General features: G+C 66.7%; 15 protein-coding genes. 12 read left to right on the forward strand and 3 right to left on the reverse strand.

Translation table 11 applies throughout. The features are described 5' to 3' along the window. Positions 1-8: 8 nt before the first annotated feature. Genes J2X92_RS09935 through J2X92_RS09970 form a run of 8 tightly spaced genes read left to right on the forward strand, consistent with a single transcriptional unit; the run spans position 9 to position 12,444 of the window. Entirely contained in the window at positions 9-2,348 is a 2,340-nt protein-coding gene (locus J2X92_RS09935; protein WP_307575331.1) for a type VI secretion system Vgr family protein, read from the forward strand. Between the two features lie 58 nt (positions 2,349-2,406). Further along, complete coding sequence (locus J2X92_RS09940) at positions 2,407-4,737, forward strand: type VI secretion system Vgr family protein (protein ID WP_307575332.1); 2,331 nt, start codon at positions 2,407-2,409, stop codon at positions 4,735-4,737. A 30-nt stretch (positions 4,738-4,767) separates the two neighbouring features. Then, positions 4,768-7,095 carry a type VI secretion system Vgr family protein gene (locus tag J2X92_RS09945; RefSeq protein WP_307575334.1) on the forward strand — a complete coding sequence of 776 codons (2,328 nt, stop codon included), beginning with the start codon at positions 4,768-4,770 and terminating at the stop codon, positions 7,093-7,095. A 40-nt stretch (positions 7,096-7,135) separates the two neighbouring features. Then, positions 7,136-7,573: a DUF3592 domain-containing protein gene (locus J2X92_RS09950; RefSeq protein WP_307575335.1), complete on the forward strand. Its 438-nt coding sequence runs from the start codon at positions 7,136-7,138 to the stop codon at positions 7,571-7,573. Beyond that, positions 7,570-10,236, forward strand: a complete 2,667-nt coding sequence (locus tag J2X92_RS09955; protein WP_307575336.1) for a DUF2169 family type VI secretion system accessory protein — start codon at positions 7,570-7,572, stop codon at positions 10,234-10,236. Before J2X92_RS09950 ends, J2X92_RS09955 begins: the two co-directional genes overlap by 4 nt. After that, entirely contained in the window at positions 10,233-11,315 is a 1,083-nt protein-coding gene (locus J2X92_RS09960) for a pentapeptide repeat-containing protein (RefSeq protein ID WP_307575337.1), read from the forward strand. The genes J2X92_RS09955 and J2X92_RS09960 overlap by 4 nt, the downstream gene beginning before the upstream one ends. Then, positions 11,312-12,010 carry a DUF3540 domain-containing protein gene (locus J2X92_RS09965; protein WP_307575338.1) on the forward strand — a complete coding sequence of 233 codons (699 nt, stop codon included), beginning with the start codon at positions 11,312-11,314 and terminating at the stop codon, positions 12,008-12,010. The genes J2X92_RS09960 and J2X92_RS09965 overlap by 4 nt, the downstream gene beginning before the upstream one ends. A gap of 50 nt (positions 12,011-12,060) precedes the next feature. Then, complete coding sequence (locus tag J2X92_RS09970; RefSeq protein WP_307575340.1) at positions 12,061-12,444, forward strand: DUF4150 domain-containing protein; 384 nt, start codon at positions 12,061-12,063, stop codon at positions 12,442-12,444. A gap of 10 nt (positions 12,445-12,454) precedes the next feature. Here the strand turns inward: J2X92_RS09970 and J2X92_RS09975 are convergent, their stop codons facing one another. The 3 genes from J2X92_RS09975 to J2X92_RS09985 are packed head-to-tail and all read right to left on the reverse strand — an operon-like array spanning position 12,455 to position 15,612. Then, positions 12,455-13,267, reverse strand: coding sequence for a PP2C family protein-serine/threonine phosphatase (locus J2X92_RS09975; protein WP_307575341.1), 813 nt, complete (start codon positions 13,265-13,267; stop codon positions 12,455-12,457). Further along, positions 13,260-15,203, reverse strand: a complete 1,944-nt coding sequence (gene tagH / locus J2X92_RS09980; RefSeq protein WP_307575342.1) for a type VI secretion system-associated FHA domain protein TagH — start codon at positions 15,201-15,203, stop codon at positions 13,260-13,262. Before tagH ends, J2X92_RS09975 begins: the two co-directional genes overlap by 8 nt. A 46-nt stretch (positions 15,204-15,249) precedes the next feature. Then, a complete protein-coding gene (locus J2X92_RS09985) occupies positions 15,250-15,612 on the reverse strand; it encodes a TssQ family T6SS-associated lipoprotein (RefSeq protein ID WP_307575343.1) in 363 nt (120 codons plus the stop codon). 173 nt (positions 15,613-15,785) lie between these two features. Here J2X92_RS09985 and tssJ point away from each other — a divergent pair, with 173 nt between their 5' ends. From tssJ to tssM, 4 genes are all read left to right on the forward strand, one after another. Next, positions 15,786-16,301 (forward strand): type VI secretion system lipoprotein TssJ, encoded by a 516-nt coding sequence (tssJ, locus tag J2X92_RS09990; protein WP_307575345.1) that lies wholly within the window; start codon positions 15,786-15,788, stop codon positions 16,299-16,301. A gap of 247 nt (positions 16,302-16,548) precedes the next feature. Then, positions 16,549-17,844 carry a type VI secretion system baseplate subunit TssK gene (tssK, locus tag J2X92_RS09995; RefSeq protein ID WP_370878422.1) on the forward strand — a complete coding sequence of 432 codons (1,296 nt, stop codon included), beginning with the start codon at positions 16,549-16,551 and terminating at the stop codon, positions 17,842-17,844. Between the two features lie 8 nt (positions 17,845-17,852). Beyond that, complete coding sequence (locus J2X92_RS10000) at positions 17,853-19,223, forward strand: DotU family type VI secretion system protein (RefSeq protein ID WP_307575349.1); 1,371 nt, start codon at positions 17,853-17,855, stop codon at positions 19,221-19,223. Then, positions 19,223-22,858 (forward strand): type VI secretion system membrane subunit TssM, encoded by a 3,636-nt coding sequence (gene tssM / locus J2X92_RS10005; protein ID WP_307575351.1) that lies wholly within the window; start codon positions 19,223-19,225, stop codon positions 22,856-22,858. The genes J2X92_RS10000 and tssM overlap by 1 nt, the downstream gene beginning before the upstream one ends. The last annotated feature ends 1 nt before the right edge of the window (position 22,859 follow it).

Below are 22,859 nucleotides of genomic sequence, written 5' to 3' on the forward strand. Positions count from 1 at the left end.
CAACTTTCATGGCGCGAGTCGTAACGGCGCATACGCCACTGGGTGAAGACCAGCTGAAGTTTCGCTCGATATGCGGCACGGAGGGGCTGTCGCAGTTGTTCGAGTTCGAGGTCGAATTGCTGAGTCCCGATGCCGGTATCGATCTCAAGTCGATGCTCGGCAAGCCGCTTACGCTCGAGATCCAGACGGCGGTGGCCGCTTCGCCGCGCTTCCTCAACGGCCAGGTGGTGCGCTTCGCTTCGGTGGGACGCGAAGGCGGCACCTCGCGCCATACGGTCTACAGCGCCACGGTACGGCCGTGGCTGTGGTATCTCACGCGCTCGAGCGACAACAAGATCTTCCAAGGCAAGTCGGTGGTCGAAGTGATCGAGGAAGTATTCGCCGACTACGGTTTTGCTTACGAAAACAAGCTCTGCGAGAGCTACCGGCAGTGGGAGTACTGCGTGCAGTACAACGAGAGCGACTTCGCCTTCGTGAGCCGGCTCATGGAGCTCGAAGGCATCTACTACTACTTCAAGCACGACAAGAACCGGCACACGCTGGTGCTGGCCGACGACCTTGGCGCACACGAGCCGATGCCGGGCTACGAGACGATCGACTACTTCGCGGCCGACCGCGACATCAGCGAAGACCTGGAGGTCATACGCGAATGGCAGCCCAGCGAGGAGATCCGCTCAGGCAGCTTCACCGTGAACGACTTCAACTTCACCACACCCAAGGGCGACCTGTCGAACGTGCGCAGTCAACCAAGGCAGCACGACCACGCGGACCACGAGATCTACGAATGGCTCGGTGACTATCCGGCGCCCGGCGACGGGGAGCACTATGCGCGCGTTCGGCTCGAGGAGGTGCAGGCCCTTGCGCAGCGCAGCGCCGGCCATGCCACCGTGCGCGGCATGGCGCCCGGCTACAAGTTCAAGATGCGCAATTCGCCGCGCGGAGAAGACAATCAGGAGCACCTCGTGGTGACGGTGTCGTACGCACTGCGCGAAGGCGGCTACGCGAGCGGCGCCGCGCCGGGCGAATACAACTTCGACTTCGTGGTGCAGCCCACTTCGCTGCCGTTCAGGGCGCAGCGCCGGACTCCGCTGCCGCGCACCGGCGGCCCGCAGACGGCGACGGTGGTGGGCCCGCAAGGCGAGGAGATCTGGACCGACGAGTACGGGCGCGTGAAGGTGCAGTTCCACTGGGACCGCTACGGCCAGCGCAACGAGAACAGCTCGCGCTTCGTGCGGGTGTCGCACATCTGGGCCGGCGAGCGTTTCGGAGGCGTGTTCACGCCGCGCATCGGCCAGGAAGTGATCGTGGACTTCATCGGCGGGCGCGTGGACCGGCCGGTGATCGTGGGGCGCGTGTACAACGCCGACCAGATGCCGCCGTTCAGCTTGCCGGGCGAGGCAACCAAGAGCGGCATCGTCACGCGTTCGAGCAAGGGCGGCTCGCCCGCGAACGCGAACGCCTTCGTGTTCGAAGATGCGATGGGCGCCGAGCAGATCCTGCTGCACGCGCAGCGCAACCTGGACACCGAGGTGGAGGCGGACGAGACGCACACCACGGAGGGCACGCGCACCACGCTCGTCAAGGGTCATGAGTCGGCCACCTACGAGTCGGGCGAGGAGCGGCACATCACGGGCGGGGCGGTGGAGACCATCGACGGCGGCGAGGAGCGCACGGTGACGGGCGGCGCGACCGAGACGGTGACCGAGGGGGAGAAGCGCACGATCACGGGCGGTGCGGTCGAGACCATCACGGGCGGCGAGACGCGCACGGTCAACGATGGCATCGTCGAGACCGTCAACGGCAGTGTGCTGCTGACCGTCAACGGCAGCACGATCCGCATCGTGAGCGGCGCCGACATCCGCATTGTGGGCGGCGGTCGCATCGAGATCGTCAACGCGGTCGACACCAAGATCGTCATCGGCCCCGACATCACCTGGGTCACTGGGCCGAAAACCGTGGGTGCGCCCACGATCGTGCACAACGCGACCAACTACACGCTCAACACGAGCAACTACACGCTGAATGCGAACGTGATCGTCTACAACACACCGGAGCACACGGTGAAGACCGACGACCACTTCCATTGGCGCATGACCAACTATCACGCCTCATGGGTCAAGAAGTCCCAGTTCACGGCGCAGGCCTATGACATCTACGGTATCAAGGTGATGCTCTCTCTGGCCACCTTCACTTCGATCAATGGACTCTTCGTCAACATGGCCGTGGTCAATTCCAACGAGAACGTGTGGCAGAAAAAGATCGCCTTCGCCGACATGAAGATCGTTGGGCAGCATCTGTCCAAGGGCGCCCTGCGCCTGGCCTACGGGGCGTTCTTTGTGAGGGCGTGAGGGCGGCGAACCACGAGATTCCCGAGGCACGGGGCAAGAAAACAAGGAGACGGATTCCATGACCAGAGTCGTACGCGCGCACACCCCCCTGGGGGGCGAGCAGTTGCTGTTCCGTTCGATGAACGGAACGGAGGGCCTGTCGCGGCTGTACGAATTCGAGGTGGACCTGCTGAGCCCGAATGCCTCGATCGACCTGAAGTCGGTGCTGGGCAAGCCGCTGACGCTGGAGATTCGCACGGCCGGCGAGAAGCCGAGGTACCTGGACGGCCAGGTGGTCCGCTTCTCGGCAGTGGGCCGCGAAGGCGGTACCTCGCGCCACACTGTGTACCGGGCAACGCTTAGACCATGGCTGTGGTATCTCACGCGCTCGAGCGACTGCAAGATCTTCCAGGACAAGTCGGTGGTGGAAATCCTGGAGGAGGTGTTCGGCGACTACGGCTTTGCCTTCGAGAAGAAGCTCTGCGGCACGTACCGTTGCTGGGAATATTGTGCGCAGTACAACGAGAGCGACTTCGCCTTCGTGAGCCGGTTGATGGAACTCGAAGGCATTTATTACTACTTCAGGCACGAGAAGGGCAAGCACACGCTGGTGCTGGCCGACGACGCGAGCGCGCACGACGTGCTGCCGGACTACGAGAGCATCAACCACTTCGCGGCCGACCGCGCCATCACCGAAGACATGGAAGTGATCCGGGAGTGGCACCCTGCCGAGGAGCTGCGAAGCGGGCGCTACGTGGTTGACGACTACAACTTCACCACGCCCAGGGGTGACCTCATCAACGTGCGCAGCCAGCCTGGGTCCCATGACAACGCTGACCACGAGATGTACGAATGGCTCGGCGACTATCCGGCAGCGGGAGATGGCGAGCACTATGCTCGCGTGCGCCTCGAGGAAGCACAGTCGCTGGCGGCACGCTGCACGGGCCGCTCGACGGTGCGCGGCATGGCACCGGGGGGCAAGTTCACGCTGCGCAATGCGCCGCGCAGCGACGACAACGGCGAGTACCTGGTGGTCTCCGTGTCATACGCGCTTCGCGAAGGCGGTTATGCAACCGGTTCGCAGCAGGGTGGCTACGATTTCGACTTCATGGTGCAGCCCGTGGACAAGCCTTACCGCGCGCCGCGGCAGTCTTCGCCGCCGCATATGAGCGGCCCGCAGACGGCGACGGTGGTGGGCCCGCAAGGCGAGGAGATCTGGACCGACGAGTACGGGCGCGTGAAGGTGCAGTTCCACTGGGACCGCTACGGCCAGCGCAACGAGAACAGCTCGCGCTTCGTGCGGGTGTCGCACATCTGGGCCGGCGAGCGTTTCGGAGGCGTGTTCACGCCGCGCATCGGCCAGGAAGTGATCGTGGACTTCATCGGCGGGCGCGTGGACCGGCCGGTGATCGTGGGGCGCGTGTACAACGCCGACCAGATGCCGCCGTTCAGCTTGCCGGGCGAGGCAACCAAGAGCGGCATCGTCACGCGTTCGAGCAAGGGCGGCTCGCCCGCGAACGCGAACGCCTTCGTGTTCGAAGATGCGATGGGCGCCGAGCAGATCCTGCTGCACGCGCAGCGCAACCTGGACACCGAGGTGGAGGCGGACGAGACGCACACCACGGAGGGCACGCGCACCACGCTCGTCAAGGGTCATGAGTCGGCCACCTACGAGTCGGGCGAGGAGCGGCACATCACGGGCGGGGCGGTGGAGACCATCGACGGCGGCGAGGAGCGCACGGTGACGGGCGGCGCGACCGAGACGGTGACCGAGGGGGAGAAGCGCACGATCACGGGCGGTGCGGTCGAGACCATCACGGGCGGCGAGACGCGCACGGTCAACGATGGCATCGTCGAGACCGTCAACGGCGACGTGCTGCTGGTTGTCAACGGAACGGCCGTGCGCCTTGTCACGGGCGCCGACATCCGCATCACCGGCAGCGGGCGGCTTGAGATCATCAACGCCTTCGACGGCAAGCTCGTGATCGGCCCGCACATCACCACCGTGACGGGACAGAAGACCGTGTCGGCGCCGACCATGACCTACAACGCCACCAACTACATCATCAACACCACCAACTACACGCTGAACGCGAAGATTGCAATCTTCAACACGCCGAAGCAGACGAGCAACGCGGCAAGCCAGAGCTGGCTCTACAAGCTCTGGCACGGCATGACCTACAAGCGCTTCCGGCTTTTCATTTTCGCGACGGACGTCTATGGGGCCAAGGTGCAGCTCTCGGTGGCCAACACCATGATCAACGGCGTGTTCGCGAACTGGTCCGTCCAGTTCGTCATCGACGCGCCCATCGCGGTGAAGTTCGCAACCAAGGAGCGCAGCATCTTCGGCCTGAAGATCGCCTTGCCGAAGCTGAAGTTCAGCGTGAACAGAGCCACCAACAAGAAGTGATGCGCTTCGCTGAAGAAAAGGAAAGTCACCATGGACAGAATCGTCCGCGCCCACACGCCGCTGGGTGACGACCAACTGCTGTTCCGCTCGATGTGCGGCAGCGAAGGGCTGTCGCAGCTCTTCGAGTTCGAGATCGACCTGCTGAGCACAAACGCATCGATCGACCCGAGGTCGCTGCTGGGCAAGCCGCTCGCGCTCGAGATGCGCACCGCGGGGGCGCCGCGCTTCCTGCACGGCCACGTCGCGCGCTTCACCGTCCTCGGGCGCGACGGCGGCAGGACGCGCCACACCGCCTACCGCGCAGTCGTGCGACCCTGGCTGTGGTACCTGACCTGCGCGAGCAACAGCCGCGTCTTCCAGGGCAAGAGCGCGGTGCAGATCATCGCGGAGGTGCTGGACGCGTACGGCTTCGTGTTCGAGAACCGGCTGTGCGGCGACTACCGCGCCTGGGACTACTGCGCCCAGTTCAACGAAACCGACTTCGCGTTCGTCAGCCGGCTGATGGAACTCGAAGGCATCTACTACTACTTCAAGCACGAGAAGAACCAGCACACGCTGGTGCTGGCCGACGACATCTCGGGCCATGACGAACTGCCGGACTACGGCTGCATCGACTGCTTCGCGGCCGACCGTCCCATCGAGGACGACCTCGAGGTCATCGATGCCTGGCAGGTCAGCGCCGAGCTGCGCACCGGCAGCTATGCAGTGGGTGACTTCAACTTCACCATGCCCAAGGCCGACATGTTCAGCGTCAGGCACCTGCCGATCGGTGCGAACCAGGACGGCCACGACATGTACGAGTGGATGGGCGACTACGGTGCGCCCGGCCAGGGCGAGCACTACGCGCGCGTGCGGCTCGAGGAAGCCCAATCGCTGGCGGAACGCAGCGCCGGCCATGCCACCGTGCGCGGCATGGCGCCTGGCTACCGGTTCACGATGCGCGGCTCGCCGCGCGGAGACGACAACCGCGAGTACCTGCTGGTGTCGGTGTCGTATGCGCTCAGCGAGGCCGGCTACGCAAGCGGGGAAGGCATCGGCCACTACGGCTTCGACTTCGTGGCCCAGCCCGCGGCACTGCCGTTTCGCGCGCCGCGCCGCACGCCCATGCCATACGCCACCGGCCCGCAGACCGCGACCGTGGTCGGCCCCGAAGGGCAGGACATCTGGACCGACGAGTACGGCCGCGTGAAGCTGCAGTTCCGCTGGGACCGCCAGGGCCAGTCCAACCAGGACAGTTCGAGCTGGGTGCGCGTGTCGCAGGCCTGGGCCGGAGACGGTTTCGGCACCGTGCACGTTCCGCGCGTGGGGCAGGAGGTGGTCGTCGACTTCATCGGCGGACGCATCGACCGGCCGATCGTGGTCGGTCGCGTCTACAACGAGGAACGGATGCCGCCTTTCGACCTGCCGGCCGAGGCGACCAGTAGCGGCATCGTGTCCCGCTCCACGCCGGGCGGCACCCCGGCGGACGCCAACGCCATCGTGTTCGAGGATCGCATGGGTGCCGAGCAGGTGCTGCTGCATGCGCAGCGCAATCTCGACACCGAGGTAGAAGCCGACGAGACCCACACCACCGGCGGTTCGCGCACCACGCTGATCAAGGGCCATGAGTCGTCCACCTTCGAGTCCGGCGAAGAGCGCCACATCACCGAAGGCGCGGAGGAGACCATCGACGGCGGCGAGACGCGCACCGTGACCGGCGGTGCGATCGAGCGCGTCTCGGGCGGCGAGACGCGCACCATCACCGGCGGCGCCATCGAGACCATCAGCGGCGGTGAGCGGCGCACGGTCACGGGCGGGATCGACGAGACGGTCAACGGCGACGTGGTCGTGACCATCAACGGCTCGGTGCTTCGGCTGGTGACCGGCGCGGACATCCGCATCACCTGCGCGGGGCGGGTGGAGATCATCAACGCCATCGACGGCAAGCTCGTCCTCGGCCCCGACAACACAGTCGTCACCGGACCCAAGACGGTGACCGCGCCCGACATCACCTACAACAGCACCACTTCGATCGTCAACACCACCAACTTCGCGCTCAACGCCAGCGTGAGCGCCTACAACACGCCCACCCAGGTCATGAACGCGGACACCGAGAACTGGTGGCAGCAGATGCTGAAGGAGGCCACGCTGCACCAGGCGCTCGCGGCGGCATGGAGCTTCGACCGCTACGGCAACAAGATGCAGTTCTCGGGCGTGAACTGGCTGTTGCAGGGCTTGTTCCTGAACCTCTCGGGCGTCAACTGGCTGGAGGCCAAGTTCCGGCCCAAGATCAGCGCGTTCAAGACGAAGAAGAGCGCCGTCACCGCCAACACGGCGGCCACTGAATCGCATACCAGCGGCCTGGACAACACCACGTGAGGCCCTATCTCTCCAACCCGAAACCCGAAGGATTTCTTTCGTGCAGTGGTCCGATATCCTGGGTATGAGCCTCGGCGGCATCGCCGTGCTGGCCGCGGTGGTGCTGGCCGTTGTTCTCATCGGAGGCAGCGTGCTCACCAATTCGCGCTTTGGCGGCGAGGAGAAGCAATGGGAGCAGCTGCGTGCCCACGGGCGCCGCACCGAGGCCGAGATCGTCGCGCTCGCGCGGCCGCCCGATCGGCTCATCAAACGTGGCCGCCATGCGGCCGACATGGCCGCGACCGAGTTGCGGCTGGCGTTCAGCGATGCGTCCGGCCGGCGGCGCGAAGCCAGCGTGCGCACCTTCATCGACACCGAGCTGATCGCCAACTTCACCGCGGGCCACAAGGTCCACGTGGTCCATTCGGACGAAGAGCCGCCGCAGGTGGCGATCGACCGCGACCGCACGCAGCTCGAAATACCCAATGCCACCCAATGAAAATCATCAAGCCGCTGCGCGTGAGCATGCTCACACGACCGTTTCCGAGGGACCGGCGCCACTGGCTCGCGATGACGGCCATCGTCATGACCGACAGCTTCGCCGCAGATGCACGCCTGGTGCCGGAGCCGGAGGTGTGGAAGACGCTTGCCGCCGAACTGGGCGGCGACTTCGCGCTCGATGCCGGCATGCCCAAGGCCGGGCCCGAGTTCCTGGTCACCGGCAAGGCCTACACGCACCACCAGCAGGACAAGACCCAATGCGCGGTGTCGGTGCAGGTGCAGGGCCGGCGCAAGACGCTTCACGTGTTCGGCGACCGCTTCTGGCTCGACGGCCGCGCCACTCCGCCGCAGCCCTTCGATGCAATGCCCATCGACTGGCGCCATGCCTTCGGCGGGCCGGGCCATGAGGAGAATCCGGCCGGCATGGGGCTACGCGACGAGGTCGTCAACGGCCTGCGCACGCGGCGCCTGCCGAACATCGAGTTGCCGGCGCAACGCCTGCACCGGCCCGACGACGTCCGCACGCCCGCGGGTTTCGGTGCACTCGACGAAACGCGGGCTTCGCGGGCCGCGCGCCTGGGCCGCCAATACGACGAGCACTGGAAGCAGAATCTCTTTCCCGACTATGCGCGCGACATGGACTGGCGTTACTTCAACGTCGCACCGGAGGACCAGTGGCTCACGCCCGCGGATGGAGGGCTGGCGGGCGCCGCCTTCGAGATCGTCAACATGCACCCGCAGCACCCGCTGCAAACGGGCCGCCTGCCCGAATGGCGCGCGCGCGGCTTCGTGGTCCGCGGCGTGCACCATCCGCGCCCGCTCGACGGCGCCGTGCTCGAGGACTTCCCGCTCACCCTGACCACAGCCTGGTTCTTTCCGCACCTGGAACGCGTGGGCCTGATCTTCCATGGCGTGACGCCGATCGACGAGGACGACGCGGGCGACGTCAGCCATGCGATGGTCGCGCTGGAGGATAGCGCCGAGGCGCCGCATCCGCTCGAGAGCTACCGCGAAACGCTCGTCACCCGCTGCGAGTCGGAAGAGCGAGCCCTCTACTTCATGCGCGACGAGCAGCTGGTGCACGAGCGCATCATCGGACCTTGGCCCGATCTCGACGAGATGATGCCGCCGCCAAGTCCGCTCAAGCGCAACATGCAGGCGCGCGCGCAGCAGCTGAGCGCCGAGCTGGACGAGAAGGCCCGCGCGGCCGGCGTGGACACTTCCGCATACGAGCAGGCCCTGCCACCCGCGCAGGCCATACCCACCGTTCGCGAGCTGCCCGCATTCATCGCGAAGACGCGCCAGGCGATCGCCGAGCAACGCAGGAAGCTCGACGAGGTGCGCGAGGAGCTCGACCGGGCGGCCAAGGCCAACGCGGCCGAATCGCGCAAGGTTGGCTTCGACACCTCGACCTTTGTCGCCGATGCCGCTTCGACGAGGGCCAAGGGACCGCCGCGCATGGACATGTGGCCGCAGATCGAGCGCATGGCGAGCGACACCCGCGCGGGCGGTGCGACCCCGATGCCGCCTGAAGCCAAGGCGCAGATGAAGCGCATGGTCGACCAAGCGGGCGAGAAGCTGATTGCGAACTACCGGCGCACCGCGCAATACCAGGACGCTGCGGATTCCATGGTTTCGGAGGCGGCGCGGCGCGTGCGCGAGCAGGTCGCCGGCATCCTCGGGGGCTCGCGCGACTTCTCCGGCATGGACCTGACGGGGGCCGATCTCTCGGGCATGGACCTGCGCGGCACACGCTGGCGCGAAAGCCTGCTCGAACGCGCCGACTTCACCGACAGTCGCCTCGACGGGGCCGACATGGCAGAAGCGCTCCTCGTGCGCGCCCGGCTGGTGCGAACCTCGCTACAGGGTGCGAATCTCTCGAAGGCCAACATGGCGCTCGTGCATGCCGAATCGGCCGACTTCAGCCGGGCCCGCTTCGACGGAACCACGCTGGACCAGTTGTACGCGAGGGGCTGCGATTTCGAGGCCGCCGCGATGGACAACCTGGTGCTGAGCCAGGCGCATCTCGAAGACTGCAGCTTCGCGCAGGCGCAGCTCTTTGCGGTGGATTTCGACGACGGCACCGTTCTGCGCGCAGTGCGCTTCGATCGCGCGCGCCTGCACAAGCTGTCGTGGATCGGGTGCACTGCGCAAGGCCTGGGCTTCGTCGGCGCGCAGTTCGATACCTGCGACTGGACCGATACGCGCTGCGAGGGCGGGATCGATTTCTCGGGCGCGCGCCTGGACAGCGTCTGCTTTGTCGGCGAGGCCGCCTTGCAGAACGCTTGCTTCCGTGATGCGGTGCTCGTCGATTGCAGCCTGCGTGACGCGCAGCTCGACGCGGTTGACTTCACGCAGGCGAAGCTGGAGAACAGCGACTTCTCCAATGCATCGATGCGGCGGGCGGTGCTGCACCGCGCCGATGCCATGAACTGCATGTTCATCCGCACCGATCTCACGGCGGCCTCGCTGGTCGACATCAACCTGATTGCCGCGAACCTCGACAAGGCCGTGCTCGTGTCGGCCGACTTCCTGCGTGCCAACCTGTTCCAGGCCGACCTGGGGCAATGCCTGATCGACGACACAACCCGCTTCGACGAGGCCTACACCGAGCAGGTCAAGACGGTGCCGCGGCGCAAGGCCGAAGAGAAGGCCGCATGACGCCCACGCGATTGCAGGCCATGGTCAAGGGCGGGCAGGAGGTCAGGGAGCGATCGCTGCGCGGGCTCGATCTGCGCGGGCTCGATCTCTCCGGCGGCGTGTTCGCACGCAGCGACTTCACCAGCGTCAATCTCGCTGGCGCGAACCTCGAGGGCAGCATCTTCGACGATTGCCGCCTCGATGGCGCCAGCCTGGCCGCGGCCAGGCTGGCAGAGTGCGTCTTCAATGCATGCGAGGCGCCCGGCGTTCGCATGGACGACGCCGTGCTGCACGGCCTCATGCTTCACGGCTGCGACCTTTCGGGGGCGAGCTTGCAGCGGGTGGACGCGGGCGTCACAGGCTTCGACCACTGCACACTCGGCGGTGCCTCCTTTCGCGGGGCGGTATCGGAGTCGCTGGTTTTTCACGGCTGCACGATGGAGCGCACCGATTTCTCGGGCACGTCACTGCCGAAGGCGACCTTCTACCAGACCGATCTGCGCAGCGCGGTCTTCGCCGAATGCGACTTCGACAAGGCGATCTTCGTCGAGTGCGACCTGTCGGGCCAGGCCTTGCGTGGGCTGCGCTTCGAATCGTGCCAGTTCACCGATGCGAACCTCCAGGGCTGCGACTTCGAAGAGGCTTCCCTGGTGCGCTGCAACTTCAAGGGCGCGCTGCTGGAGGGTGGCAACCTGCGGCGCGTCCGGGCGCCGCAGTGCCTGTTCCCGTTCGTGCGATTCGCAGGCGTGGCCTGCACGGCGGGTGTGTTCACCCAGAGCATCTGGATCGACGCGCAGCTCGACAAGACCGACTTCTCGTCGGCCGATCTGGAGCAGTGCATCTTCCACCGCGCCCGCTGCGGTGGTGCCAGCTTTTCCGAGGCGCGGCTCACGTATGCGGATTTTTCCTATGCGGACCTGCACGACGCCGACTTCCGCGGTGCTGATCTGATGCGAACCAAGGTGCACCGCGCGCTGCTCGAGGGTGCGCGCTTCTCCAATCGAAGCGGATTGCTGGCGAACGATCCGGATCTCTTCGCGGCCGAGGAGTTCTCGGCACGCCGCCGCTTCGACCCCCTGACGAATCGAGGTCTCCCATGAAAGTCGCTCCACTGAAAAAAACGCAGACGGCCGCCACGATGCACACCGAGGGTTCCTCGCCATTCCCCGCGGGCGGCGCGGTCAACGCGCTGGGCGTGGTCAGCTCGGTGCTGCCCGGCGGCATCTACAGCGTCGAAAGCGAGGGCCACGTCCTGCGTTGCCTGCGGGCGGCGAGCTGCCTGCTGCGCCCCGAGATCGGCGACACCGTGCTGGTCAACGGTCCCGACGAGCGCCGGCTCTACCTGACGGCGGTCGCGGAGCAGGCCAATGCCGGTGCCGCGCACATTGAGGTGGAAGGCGACCTGACGCTCGCCTCCCGCCTCGGAGCGGTCAACGTGGAAAGTCCCACGCTGCTGAACCTGCGGGCGCGGCAGGCAACGACGATAGGCGGTCCGCAACTGCAGATCGATGCCGATGAGGCCCGGTGCCGCATCGGCCGGCTCGACTACAGCGGCGAGGAAGCGCGGGTGGCCGTATTCGGCATCCGCGTGATCGGCCGGCTCTACGAAGCCGTGGTGGACCGCTTGGTGCACCTGAGCAAGAGTGCTTTTCGCATGACCGAAGGCATGGACCAGGTGCACGCTGGCCAGCTCGACTACCGTGCCACCGAGATGGCACGGCTGCACGGCAAGAACACCGTGATCACGGCGCGCGACCTCATCAAGACCGATGCCAAGCAGATCCACATGGGCTGAGCGCACAGGCGTTCATCCATCACCCCAAAAAAACGCGAAGGAGAAACCGCATGTTTGCCAACTGCCAGCTCATGGGCATCGACATTGCCTTTCCCGATGTCTGCAAATCGCCCGTAATTCCCATTCCGTGGCCCAACTTCGCGCTGGGCTGCATCGCCATCCCGAAGGCTTGGAACATTCTCTGCCTGTGCACGCCGACGCACAATCTCGCGACGGTCACGCCGCTGACCAACGGTGACAACGCCGGCGTGGGCCTGGGGGTGGTGATGCAGAGGGTGATGTCGGAATCGCGGCACACCACCGGCGCCTACTCGGTGCGCATCAAGACCTCGCCGCTATCGCGGGTCATCAGCCTCACGCGCCAGAACGGCGGCAATACCTTCGGCATGCGCATCGTCCCCAGCCAGCCCAAGGTCCTGGTGCTGGCCGCCTGAGAGATGCGGGTCAGGCGGGAACGCGCGGCGCGGCCGTCCCCGCCAGCGTCACCTGCTGCGGAAACCCAACCCACACGGCCAGCGCCGAATAGTTGTCGCGCGATTCGTCGGCCTTGGCTTCGGCCGCGCGGCGCAGCAGCGCGAGCCACTCTTCGGCGCTGTCGGCCAGCTGCAGCGAGCGTTCCATCACCTGCTGCGAGATGAGCTGCCACAAACCGTCGGTGCACAGCAGGAACGCGTCGCCGTCGGCGAGCCGCTGCGGCGTTGACACGGTGGTTTCCGCGGTGGCCCTGGCGCCGAGCGCGCGGTACAGCAGGTTGGTCTTCACCAGGCGCTCGCCGCCATTGGCGCCGTTGCCCAGGGCGGCTTCGCCCGAGCGCTCCGACAGGCTGTGGTCTTCCGTGCGCTGCATCAGTGCGCCGCGGCGGAACCAGTAGAGGCGGCTGTCGCCCACGTGGGCCCAGCAGGCTTGGCCGCTGGTGCGGTCGACAAAAAGCGAGACGATGGTTGCGCTCATCCGACTCTGGTCGGCGAGCTCCCGCTGCTTGGCAAGGATGGCGTCGTTGGCGGCCTTCACCGCCTGCTGGATGTCGTGATGCGCCACCGATGGGTTGTCGACGAAGGTGTTGAGCGCAGTATCGACCGCGATGCGCGCGGCCAGCTCGCCGCCCGCGTTGCCGCCAACGCCATCGCTCACGACGAAGCAGGCGTTGTATTCGTCGAGGTGATAGCCGATGGCATCCTGGTTGCCGCTGCGTTCGCCCACGCATGAAAACTGCGAGGTCGAGATGGGAGCCGAAAAGGCGCGGGTGGTCTCAAGCACGGCGCGCCTCCTTCAAGCGTTCCATCTCCTTGTCATAGGCCTGTTGGAAGGCCCGGCCGAAGACGGCCTGGAAATCATCCTCAACCGCCGCCGTTGTCTCCGCATGCAGCTTCTGCAGCTGGCGCCATAAACGCGCCTCGCGGCCGCCGGGCAGCAGCTTCTCGCCCAGTCCGCCGTCGTGCGGCGTGGCGGTGTTCAGCGCAGTGGGATCGAAGCGCCTCAGCACCGTGAGCAATGCGGCGCGCATGCCGGCCACCATGCCGAGCTGATGCGACTGCAGGTCGGCGAGCGCGTCATGCACGGCGGCTTCGGGCGACAGGAAGCCGGGCATGCGCGCGCCGAACATCTGCATCAGCACGGCGCGGCCGTTGGGAAGAATCTTGAACGGGTTGTTTTCCTCGTCGACGATCATCGTGATCTCGGCGCGCACCTCGCGCTTGAGCATAGCGCGCGACGAGAGCAGTTCGATGGTGCCGTCGGTGAACGCGCGCATGAGCCGGCCGAGGCGGCGCATCGCCTCGGTGTCCAGCGGCTGCTGGCCGGCCACGTCGGGAACGCCGGCGCCTTCGAGAAAAGCCTTGAAGAGTTCGTCCGGCGAGGCGTTCGATGACGATGGCGATGCAGATGGCGCCGCAGCGGCAAGCGGCGGGGTCGCGGCAGGCTTGGGTTCCGGTGCGGTCTGTTCAGGCGCCGTGGCCTTCGCAGGCGGCGTGGTCTCCGTGCGAACGGCCGCGGCCGGCGCCAAGGCGGGAGGGCTCACGGGCTCGACAGGCGCCGCTGCTGCTGGTGGCGGTGGCGGCGGCGGCGCCGGTTCCGGCGGCGCGGGCACCTCTGCCTTCACCGGCTTCGCAACAGCCGGCGGATCGAAGGCCACCGGGTTCGGCGGCCTGAACTGCGCGGACACTTCCCGCGCATGGTTCGAATGGCTGTGCCCCTGCGGCGCGGCCGGCTTGGCCAGCAGGTCGAGCGCCGGGTGCATATCGCTGAGCGGGTCTTCGTGGGTCAGCGCGGTCGGGCGCGGATCGGAAAGCGGCGAAGGTGCGTTGCTGTCGGCGGCAAAGAAAGAGAGCGGGTCCACGCCACGCTTCAGCGCCACGTCGGACATGTCGTTGGCAGCCCGCGGGTTCAGTTCGGCCAACGGATCGACCGGGTTCCTGTGCGCCTGCGATGGCAGCTCAAAGGGCTCGTGCGCCATCGGGTCGGGCATGGGCTCGGCCGCACTCTGTTCGCGGCGCGGCGCGTTCGCGAGGATGGCGTCCCAATCGGCGGCGGAGGGAATCTGCGAAGCAGCCGGACGAACGCTGGCCGGCGATGGCGATGGCGATGGCGATGGCACCGGTGCCGTTGCCGGTGCAGGCGGCGGAGCGTACACAGGCTTCGCAACGGGCGGCGGTTCCGATGGCGGCGGTGGCATGGCCACGGTGGCGGGCTGTGCCTCGCCAATGGGCAGCGCGCCCGCGCCGAAGAGATCGGAGAACACATCGGACACCGGCGCGGCCGGCAGCAACGTGTCCATGGACGCTGGTGCCATCGCATTCGCGGGTGCGGGAACATCGCGCACGGGTGCGATGGGCGGTGGTGCCGTGGCCGGCATTGGCATTGGCGTTGCGGCCGCGGGGCGATGCCCGCTTGCAGCTTCCAGCACGTAGCTTCCGATGGTCACTCGGTCGCCATCGGCCACCGGCGATTCCTGCTCGTGCTGCAGCGTGCGTTCGTTGACGCCGATGGGCAGCACCGCGCTCATGTTGCGCAGCACCGCCACACCCTTGTCGTCGAAGCGCACGGTGGCCTGCAGGCGCGAGATCTGGCGCTGTTCGTCGGGCAGCACCAGATGGTTGTCGGGGCTGCGTCCGATCGTTCCACCGGGCGCCGCGAGAAGAGCCGAGGGCCCCGACGTCACCGGCCTGCCGGCATGTTCGATCACCGTCCAACGCATGGCATCTCCATGTTCATGTCGATCCGCGGCGCACCACCTGCGGCGTTCAACGCTTCATTCGCTTGGCCGCTTCGAAAGCGGGGCCCCAGACCGGGTGCTTGCGCTCGGCAACGCTCAGGTCGAAGTTGGGAAACGCATCGAGAAGCTTGCGAAATTGCGTGCGGCATTCGGGCACCTGGTTGGCCACGCAATAGCTGAAGGCCTCTAGCTTCATGGCGTCGAGCCGCGTGCCCGGCTCCGCCGCATCGAACACCGAGACACCGCCGCTCTTGAGCGTGGTGATCGCCTTGGCGTAATCACCTTCGTCGTAAGCCTGCTGAGCGCGTTCAAGCGTGGTGCGCGCCACTTGCTGGCTCAGCCGTTCGGGTTGCGGAGGCTCGGGCGGTGGCGTGGTCGTGCAACCGGCCATCAAAATTAACGTGAACGCCAAAGCAGGCAGACATGACTTCAATCTTCTCTCCTACCTCGCAAAAGGCAATGCTTGAGACAGTGTGCCGCTGTCATTGCGACAGACACACGACGCGTCGCGGTTCGTGCGCACGACTTCGATAATATAGGCCGCGAACCATTGAGGAAGATCTCATGCATCGACGAACCTTGCTTCAAGGCGCACTTGCAACCGCACCGTTGTTTGGCGGCCTCAGTGGATGCGCATCGACAGCGAAGTCATTGCCCACACCTTATGCCGTGACCATTCGCATCGACGATGGCGTCAACCCCGACGGGCGCGGCCAGCCGGCGCCGATTCTCGTCAAGGTCTTCGAGCTGAAGTCCTCCGGCAACTTCGAGACGGCAGACTACTTTGCACTACAGGACCGCGACCGCGAAACGCTGTCGACGGAGCTCGTCAACGCCGACCAGGCCATCATGCGCAGCGGCGAAGAGCGCGTGTTCAAGCGCGAGGCGGGGCTCGACTCGCGCGCCATCGGCATCATTGCCGGCTACCGCAAGCTCGAGGCCTCGCGCTGGCGCATCGTGCTGCCGCTGAAGGAACCGAAGCAAACCAACCTCTACAAGGTGTGGCAGTTTTCGCCGAGCGAACAAGGCGTGCGCATCGCCATTCGAAAGACGGGCATCGAGTTACTACCAACTCGTTAACTTCCATACTTTCAGTAATGCTTAAGTGCGAGTAGTCGTGCGAGAAATTCGGTGCAAAACGTAAGAAGCGCCGTGTAGCATCAAGAGAAAAAAATCGATCATTCGGGAGCCGTCGAAAAGACGCATCTCGCCGCTTCAGCGTGGGCACGCCCCAGGAGGTTCTTTGGTGACAGTTCGCAATCCGGGCGCCGGCAGGCAGGGCGCCCATCCGCAGGCGTTGGCGAATCGCGTGGTGTGGTCCGAGGGCATGTACCTGCGGCCCCAGCACTTCCAGCAGCTGGAGCGCTATGTCGAGCAGTACGTCACGCGCCGTACCGCCGGCCTGCAAGGCGCCTACTGGGGATGGCTTCACCTGGACATCGACCGCGATGCCTATGCGCTCGGCCGCGTGTCGCTGCTGGGCGGCGCGGGCGTGCTGCCCGACGGCACGCCGTTCTCCTTCGGCGCCGAAGATGCGCCGCCGCCTTATGAAGTGCCGGGCGACCTGACCGACGAGCTCATCGTGCTCGCGCTGCCGCTGCGCCGCACCGGCAGCGAAGAGGTCATCTTCTCGGACGACGAAGGCTCGGCCGCGCGTTTCGGAGTGATCGAGCGCGAGGTGGCCGATGGCAACGCGGTGGCGCTCGGCCCCGCGGTGCTGCAGCTGGCCAGGCCGCGCCTGCGCCTTGCGCGCGCGTCGTCGCTCACGGCGGAGTGGCAGGCAATTGGCGCGGTGCGCGTGATCGAGCGCCGTACCGACCACAAGCTGGTGATCGACGCCAACTACATTCCGCCGGTGCTCGATGCCTCGGCACATGCCATGCTGCGCAGCATGATCGCCGAGCTGCATGGGCTGCTCACGCAGCGCTCGGAAGCACTGGCTTCGCGCCTCTCACAGCCTGGGCGCGGCGGCGTGAGCGAGGTCTCCGACTTCCTTCTGCTCGAACTCGTGAACCGCTATCTCGCAACCACCTGGCATGCGCAGCAGGCGGTGCAGGTGCACCCCGAGCAGCTGTTCACCGATTGGCTCAAGCTCGCCTGCCATCTCGCCACGCACACCTCGCCCACTCGGCGGCCTGTGGTGTGGCCGGTGTACGACCACGACAACCTCAACGAAAGTATTCGCCCATTGATGGAAGAGCTGCGGCGCTCGCTCTCGGCGGTGCTGGAGCAGAGCGCCATCGCCATCGAGCTGGAAGAGCGCAGCCATGGCGTGCGCGTGGGACGTATGCCCGATCCGGTGCTGGTGCGCAATGCGGGTTTCGTGCTCGCGGTGCATGCCGACCTGCCCGCCGACGCGATCCAGCAGCGCTTTCCAACGCAGGTCAAGATCGGTTCGGTCGAGCGCATCCGCGACCTCGTGCAACTGCAACTGCCCGGCGTGACGGTGCGGCCGCTGCCCGTGGCGCCGCGGCAGATTCCGTACAACGCGGGCTACCACTACTTCGAACTCGACAAGAGCGGCGACATGTGGCGCCAGCTCGAAAAATCGGGCGGCGTTGCAATGCACCTGGCCGGCGACTTCCCGGGCCTGGCCATGGAGTTCTGGGCAATTCGTCCGTGAGGGACCCTATGAACGGTGTCAACGACATGGCCGTCGGTCCGGGAGGCTTCGTGCCGCCGAACCCGGGCGGCAGCATCAACAGCGGCAGCAACGACCACGCGGGCACGCCCCCGGCTTCGCGCGGCCTCGGGCAGCAACCCCAGTCATTCACCGCATGGCACGACGCGCGCCGTCCGCATGCGGGCGACACGGCGCTGGCGGGCAACAACCCGCTCGTGGCCGCGGCCAACCCGCTGCTCGACCTGATTCCGCAGATACGCGCCACCGGCCACCACGATGCACCGGCGCAATTGCGCGAGCACCTGGTCGACGAGGTCAGGCGCTTCGAAACGCGCGCGCAGCAAAGCGGCATTGCACCCGAGGTGATCATCGGCGCGCGCTATTGCCTGTGCACCGCCGTCGACGAAGCCGCCGCGCTCACGCCTTGGGGCGGCAGCATCTGGTCGTCGCAGAGCCTGCTCGTGATGTTCCACAACGAGACCTGGGGCGGCGAGAAATTCTTCCAGCTGCTGTCGCGCCTGGTGCAGAACCCGCAGCAGCATCTGCAGCTCATCGAGCTCATCTATTTCTGCCTGGCAATGGGTTTCGAAGGGCGCTTTCGCGTCATCGACAACGGCCGCACGCAGCTCGAGACGCTCAAGCAGCGGCTGCTGCAGATCATCCGCCAGGCGCGCGGCGAAATCGCCGTGCCGCTCTCCCCGCATTGGCAGGACGCGAGCGCGCCGGTGCGCCGCACGCGCAACTGGCTGCCGCTGTGGGCCGTGGGCGCGGTGGCGGCGGTGCTGCTGGTGCTGGTGTTCGGCGTGCTCACGTTCAGCCTGGCCGGCCGCTCGGATGGTGCGTTCGCGGCCGTGAATGCGGTGCGCCTGCCGCAGACCGCGCGCGCCGTGGCGCAACCCGCGCCGCAGCCGCGGCTGCAGCGCTTTCTCGAACCCGAGATCCGCGACGGTCTGCTGACGGTGCGCGACGAGGCCGACCGCAGCGTGGTGGTGCTGCGCGGCGATGGCCTGTTCGCATCGGGCTCGGACCGCGTGCTCGACCGCTATGCGCCCGTGCTCGCGCGCGTGGCCGATGCGCTCAACTCCGTGGAGGGCAACGTGCTGGTCAGCGGCTTCAGCGACGACCAGCCGATTCGCAGCGTGCGCTTCCCGTCCAACTGGCAGCTTTCGCAGGCGCGCGCCGATGCGGTCAAGAAAATGATCGCCACGCGCGTGACCCGGCCCGAGCGCCTGCGCGCCGAAGGCCGCGGCGACGCCGATCCGCTGGCGCCCAACGATTCGCCCGCCAACCGTGCGCGCAACCGGCGGGTCGAGGTGACGCTGCTGGTGGCACCGGTGGCGGGCGCCGCAGCCGCAGTGCCGCAGGGAGGAGCCCGCTGATGCTGCGCGCGATTTTCCGTTTTCTCGTGAGCCGCGACCTGTGGGTCTTTCTCGGCCTCCTGGCCGTCGCGTTCCTGATCTGGGTCATCGGTCCCGTCATCGCGGTGGGCCGCTACCGGCCCTTCGAAAGCGAGTTCGTCCGCATCGTCGTGATCGCGCTGATGTTCGCGATCTGGATCGCGCGCGTGCTCTATCGCAAATGGCGCGAGCGGCGCCTCAATGCCCAACTGCTCAACCAGCTGCGCACGCCGTCCGCGAAGGAGAAGGCCGCCAAGCCCGAAGACGCGCCCGAGATCAAGGAGCTGCAAAGCGGCTTCACCGACGCCACCGCCATCCTGAAGAACATGCGATTCGGCACGGGCGCCGAAGGCAAGGCCGCGGGCCGCTTCGCGGTGTTCGACCGGCAGTACCTGTACCAGCTGCCCTGGTACATCTTCATCGGCGCGCCGGGCTCGGGCAAGACCACGGCGCTGGTCAACTCCGACCTCGACTTTCCGCTGGCAGACCAGCTCGGCAAGGCCGCGGTGCGCGGCATCGGCGGCACGCGCAACTGCGACTGGTGGTTCACCAACGAGGCGGTGCTCATCGACACCGCGGGGCGCTACACCACGCACGAGAGCAACCGCGAAACCGACGAGGGCGAGTGGAAGGGCTTTCTCGACCTGTTGAAGAAGTTCAGGCCGCGCCAGCCGATCAACGGCGCGATCCTCACCATTAGCATTGCCGACCTGCCGCTGGCCGACGACGCGCAGCGCGCGCGCCACGCCATGGCGCTGCGCAAGCGGCTGCTCGAACTGCGCAACGGCCTGGGCATCAACTTTCCGGTGTACGTGCTGGTCACCAAGACCGACTTGCTGGCCGGGTTCAACGAGTACTTCGGCTCGCTGGGCCGCGCCGAGCGCTCGCAGGTCTGGGGCTTTACCTTTCCGATCGACGCCAATCCGGCGGACCCGGCGAAGGCCGATCTGCGCGAGCGCTTCCACCAGGAATACAAGCTGCTGCACCAGCGCCTGGACGAGCGCCTGCCCGAGCTGCTGGCGGCCGAGCCCGACCAGATGCGCCGCGCGCAGGCCTACCTGCTGCCGCAGCAGTTCGCGAGCTTCGAGGACATCCTCGGCACCTTCCTGGCCGACGTGTTCAACCCCTCGAAGTTCGAAGTCGCACCCATGCTCCGCGGCGTGTACTTCACCAGCGGCACGCAGGAAGGCACGGCCTTCGACCGCGTGATGGGCGCCATCAAGCGCTACCTGCAGGTCAACGCGCCGCCCGCGCCGCCGCCCGGCCCGGGCAAGAGCTACTTCCTGAAGGAGCTGCTGCAGCAGGTGATCTTCCGCGACGCGGGCGTGGCCGGCACCAACCTGCGCTGGTACCGGCGCAAGCGGGCCATCGACCTGGCGGGCTACAGCCTCATCGGGCTGCTGCTGGTGGTGCTGCTGGGGGCCGGCATCAACAGCTGGCGCAACAACCGCGACTACGTGGCCGAGGTCGACAACAACGCCAAGGCTTTCAACAAGGCCGCGGCGCGCGGCGAGCTGCCGACGGTGGTCGATTCGAACAGCGACATCGCAACCTCCTTGCCGGTACTCGACCGCTTGCGTGACCTGCCCAAGTCGAGCCAGTTCGACATCGGCGACCCGCCCGTCGGCTATCGCTTCGGCCTCTACCAGGGCGAGAAGCTCCAGGCCGCGACCGATGGTGTCTACCAGCGCGCGCTTGAGAGCGTGCTGCTGCCGCAGGCGGCGCAGCGCGTGGAGCAGGCCCTGCGCGAGGCTTCGAAGACCGATGCCGAATACAGCTATGAGGCGCTCAAGGCCTACCTCATGCTTTACGACGCCGAGCGCTACGACGCCGACTTTCTGCAGGCCTGGCTGCTGACCGACGTGGACCGCAAGATCGGCGCCTCGCTCACGCGCGAGCAGCGTGCCAACCTCGAGACGCACTTGCAGGCGTTGTTCGCGGGGCGCGTGGTGACTTCGCCGTTCGCCAAGGACGACCGGCTGGTGACCGAGACGCGCGGCCGGCTGGCCGGCGTGCCGCTGGCGCAGCGCTCCTATGCGCGGCTGCGGCGCATCCTGCTGCAGACCAGCCCGCCCAACGCCTTCAGCATTGCGGAGGCGGCGGGGGCCGAGTCGGGGCTGGTCATCAAGCGCGCGAGCGGCAAGCCGCTGACCGACGGCATCCCGATGCTGTTCACCTACCGCGGCTATTGGGACATCTTCGACAAGCGCATGGCGGAGACCACGCTCGCGCTCGAACAGGAAGACCGCTGGGTGCTGCAGATCCGCGCGCCGGGCATCACCGACATCACGTCGCGCGAGTTGCTGCTGCGCGAAGTGCGGCGGCTCTATCTCACCGACTACATCCGCGTCTGGGACGAGTACCTGGTCGACGTTCGCCTGGCCGACAGCCGCTCGCTGCTGCAGAGCATCCAGATGACGCGCGTGCTCTCGACCTCGGAATCGCCGATGTCGCGCCTCATTCGCGGCGCCGCGCGCGAGACCGACCTGCTGCGCAACCACGATGAGGCCGCGCGCAGCCTGCTCGACCAGGCGCAGAACCGCGTGGCCAGCACGCGCGAGCGCATCGAGCAGCTCATCGGCCAGCCCGACGGCAGCCAACGCCGCAACACCGCGCTCGACAGGCCCGAGTCGCCGGTGGACAACCACTTTGCGCCGCTTCGCCGCATGGTGACCGCGCCCAAGGCCGGCGGCCAGGCGCCCATCGACGCCACGGCTGCGCTCATCAACGAGCTCTACACTTTTCTCACGGCCACCGACACGGCCTTGCGCAGCGGCAACATCCCGCCTTCGAGCGATGCGGTCACCAAGGTGCAGGCCGAGGCGGGCCGCCTGCCGGTGCCGTTCCAGGGCATGCTGAACGATCTCTCGGCCACCGCGTCGTCCAAGGCTGCGGCGGTGACGCGGCAGAACATCGGGCAGAGCGCGGCCGCCACCATCGGCCAGTTCTGCAGCCAGGCGATTGCGGGGCGCTATCCGTTCTCGCGCGGGTCGAACCGCGACGTGGCCGCCGGCGACTTCGCGCAGCTCTTTGCGCCGGGCGGCATGATGGACGACTTCTTCCAGAAGAACCTGGCCTCGCAGGTGGACACCGCCGTTAACCCATGGGCTTTCAAGAAGGGCGTGGACGGCAGCTCGCCGGGGCGCTCGGCGTACCTCGATTCGTTCCAGAAGGCGCAGGCGATCCGCGACGTGTTCTTCATGGGCATGGCGGGCGGGCGCACGCCCTCGTTCACCCTCGACATCCGGCCCGAGGACATGGACGCGGCCATCAGCCAGTTCACGCTCGACATCGACGGTCAGACGGTGCGCTATGCGCACGGTCCGCAGGCGCCCAGCACCGTGAAGTGGCCCGGCCCGCGCAACAGCAACCAAGTGCGGCTGCAGGTGACCACGGCCAATGGCACGCCGGCCGGCGGCATCGTGACCGAAGGGCCATGGGCGCTGCACCGGCTGTTCGACAAGGCCTCGGTCTCCGCGGGCAACTCGCCCGAATCGTTCAACGCCACTTTCGACTTTCAGGGCAAGAAGGTGGTGTTGGCGGTGACGGCGAACAGCGTCTACAACCCGCTGCGCCTGTCCCAGATGAACGGCTTTTCATGCCCGGGGAAGTCCTGAC

The organism is Variovorax paradoxus, assembly GCF_030811855.1.
Classification (GTDB): Bacteria; Pseudomonadota; Gammaproteobacteria; order Burkholderiales; family Burkholderiaceae_C; genus Variovorax; species Variovorax paradoxus_L.

Bases quoted from the DNA above. Each gene is read 5' to 3' on its own strand.
- tagH (WP_307575342.1), bottom strand. From the start codon at position 15,203: ATGCGTTGGACGGTGATCGAACATGCCGGCAGGCCGGTGACGTCGGGG.
- J2X92_RS10000 (WP_307575349.1), top strand. From the start codon at position 17,853: ATGAACGGTGTCAACGACATGGCCGTCGGTCCGGGAGGCTTCGTGCCG.
- tssM (WP_307575351.1), top strand. From the start codon at position 19,223: ATGCTGCGCGCGATTTTCCGTTTTCTCGTGAGCCGCGACCTGTGGGTC.
- J2X92_RS09965 (WP_307575338.1), top strand. From the start codon at position 11,312: ATGAAAGTCGCTCCACTGAAAAAAACGCAGACGGCCGCCACGATGCAC.
- J2X92_RS09960 (WP_307575337.1), top strand. From the start codon at position 10,233: ATGACGCCCACGCGATTGCAGGCCATGGTCAAGGGCGGGCAGGAGGTC.
- J2X92_RS09940 (WP_307575332.1), top strand. From the start codon at position 2,407: ATGACCAGAGTCGTACGCGCGCACACCCCCCTGGGGGGCGAGCAGTTG.
- J2X92_RS09985 (WP_307575343.1), bottom strand. From the start codon at position 15,612: ATGGCCGGTTGCACGACCACGCCACCGCCCGAGCCTCCGCAACCCGAA.
- tssJ (WP_307575345.1), top strand. From the start codon at position 15,786: ATGCATCGACGAACCTTGCTTCAAGGCGCACTTGCAACCGCACCGTTG.
- J2X92_RS09945 (WP_307575334.1), top strand. From the start codon at position 4,768: ATGGACAGAATCGTCCGCGCCCACACGCCGCTGGGTGACGACCAACTG.
- J2X92_RS09955 (WP_307575336.1), top strand. From the start codon at position 7,570: ATGAAAATCATCAAGCCGCTGCGCGTGAGCATGCTCACACGACCGTTT.
- J2X92_RS09935 (WP_307575331.1), top strand. From the start codon at position 9: ATGGCGCGAGTCGTAACGGCGCATACGCCACTGGGTGAAGACCAGCTG.
- J2X92_RS09970 (WP_307575340.1), top strand. From the start codon at position 12,061: ATGTTTGCCAACTGCCAGCTCATGGGCATCGACATTGCCTTTCCCGAT.
- tssK (WP_370878422.1), top strand. From the start codon at position 16,549: ATGTACCTGCGGCCCCAGCACTTCCAGCAGCTGGAGCGCTATGTCGAG.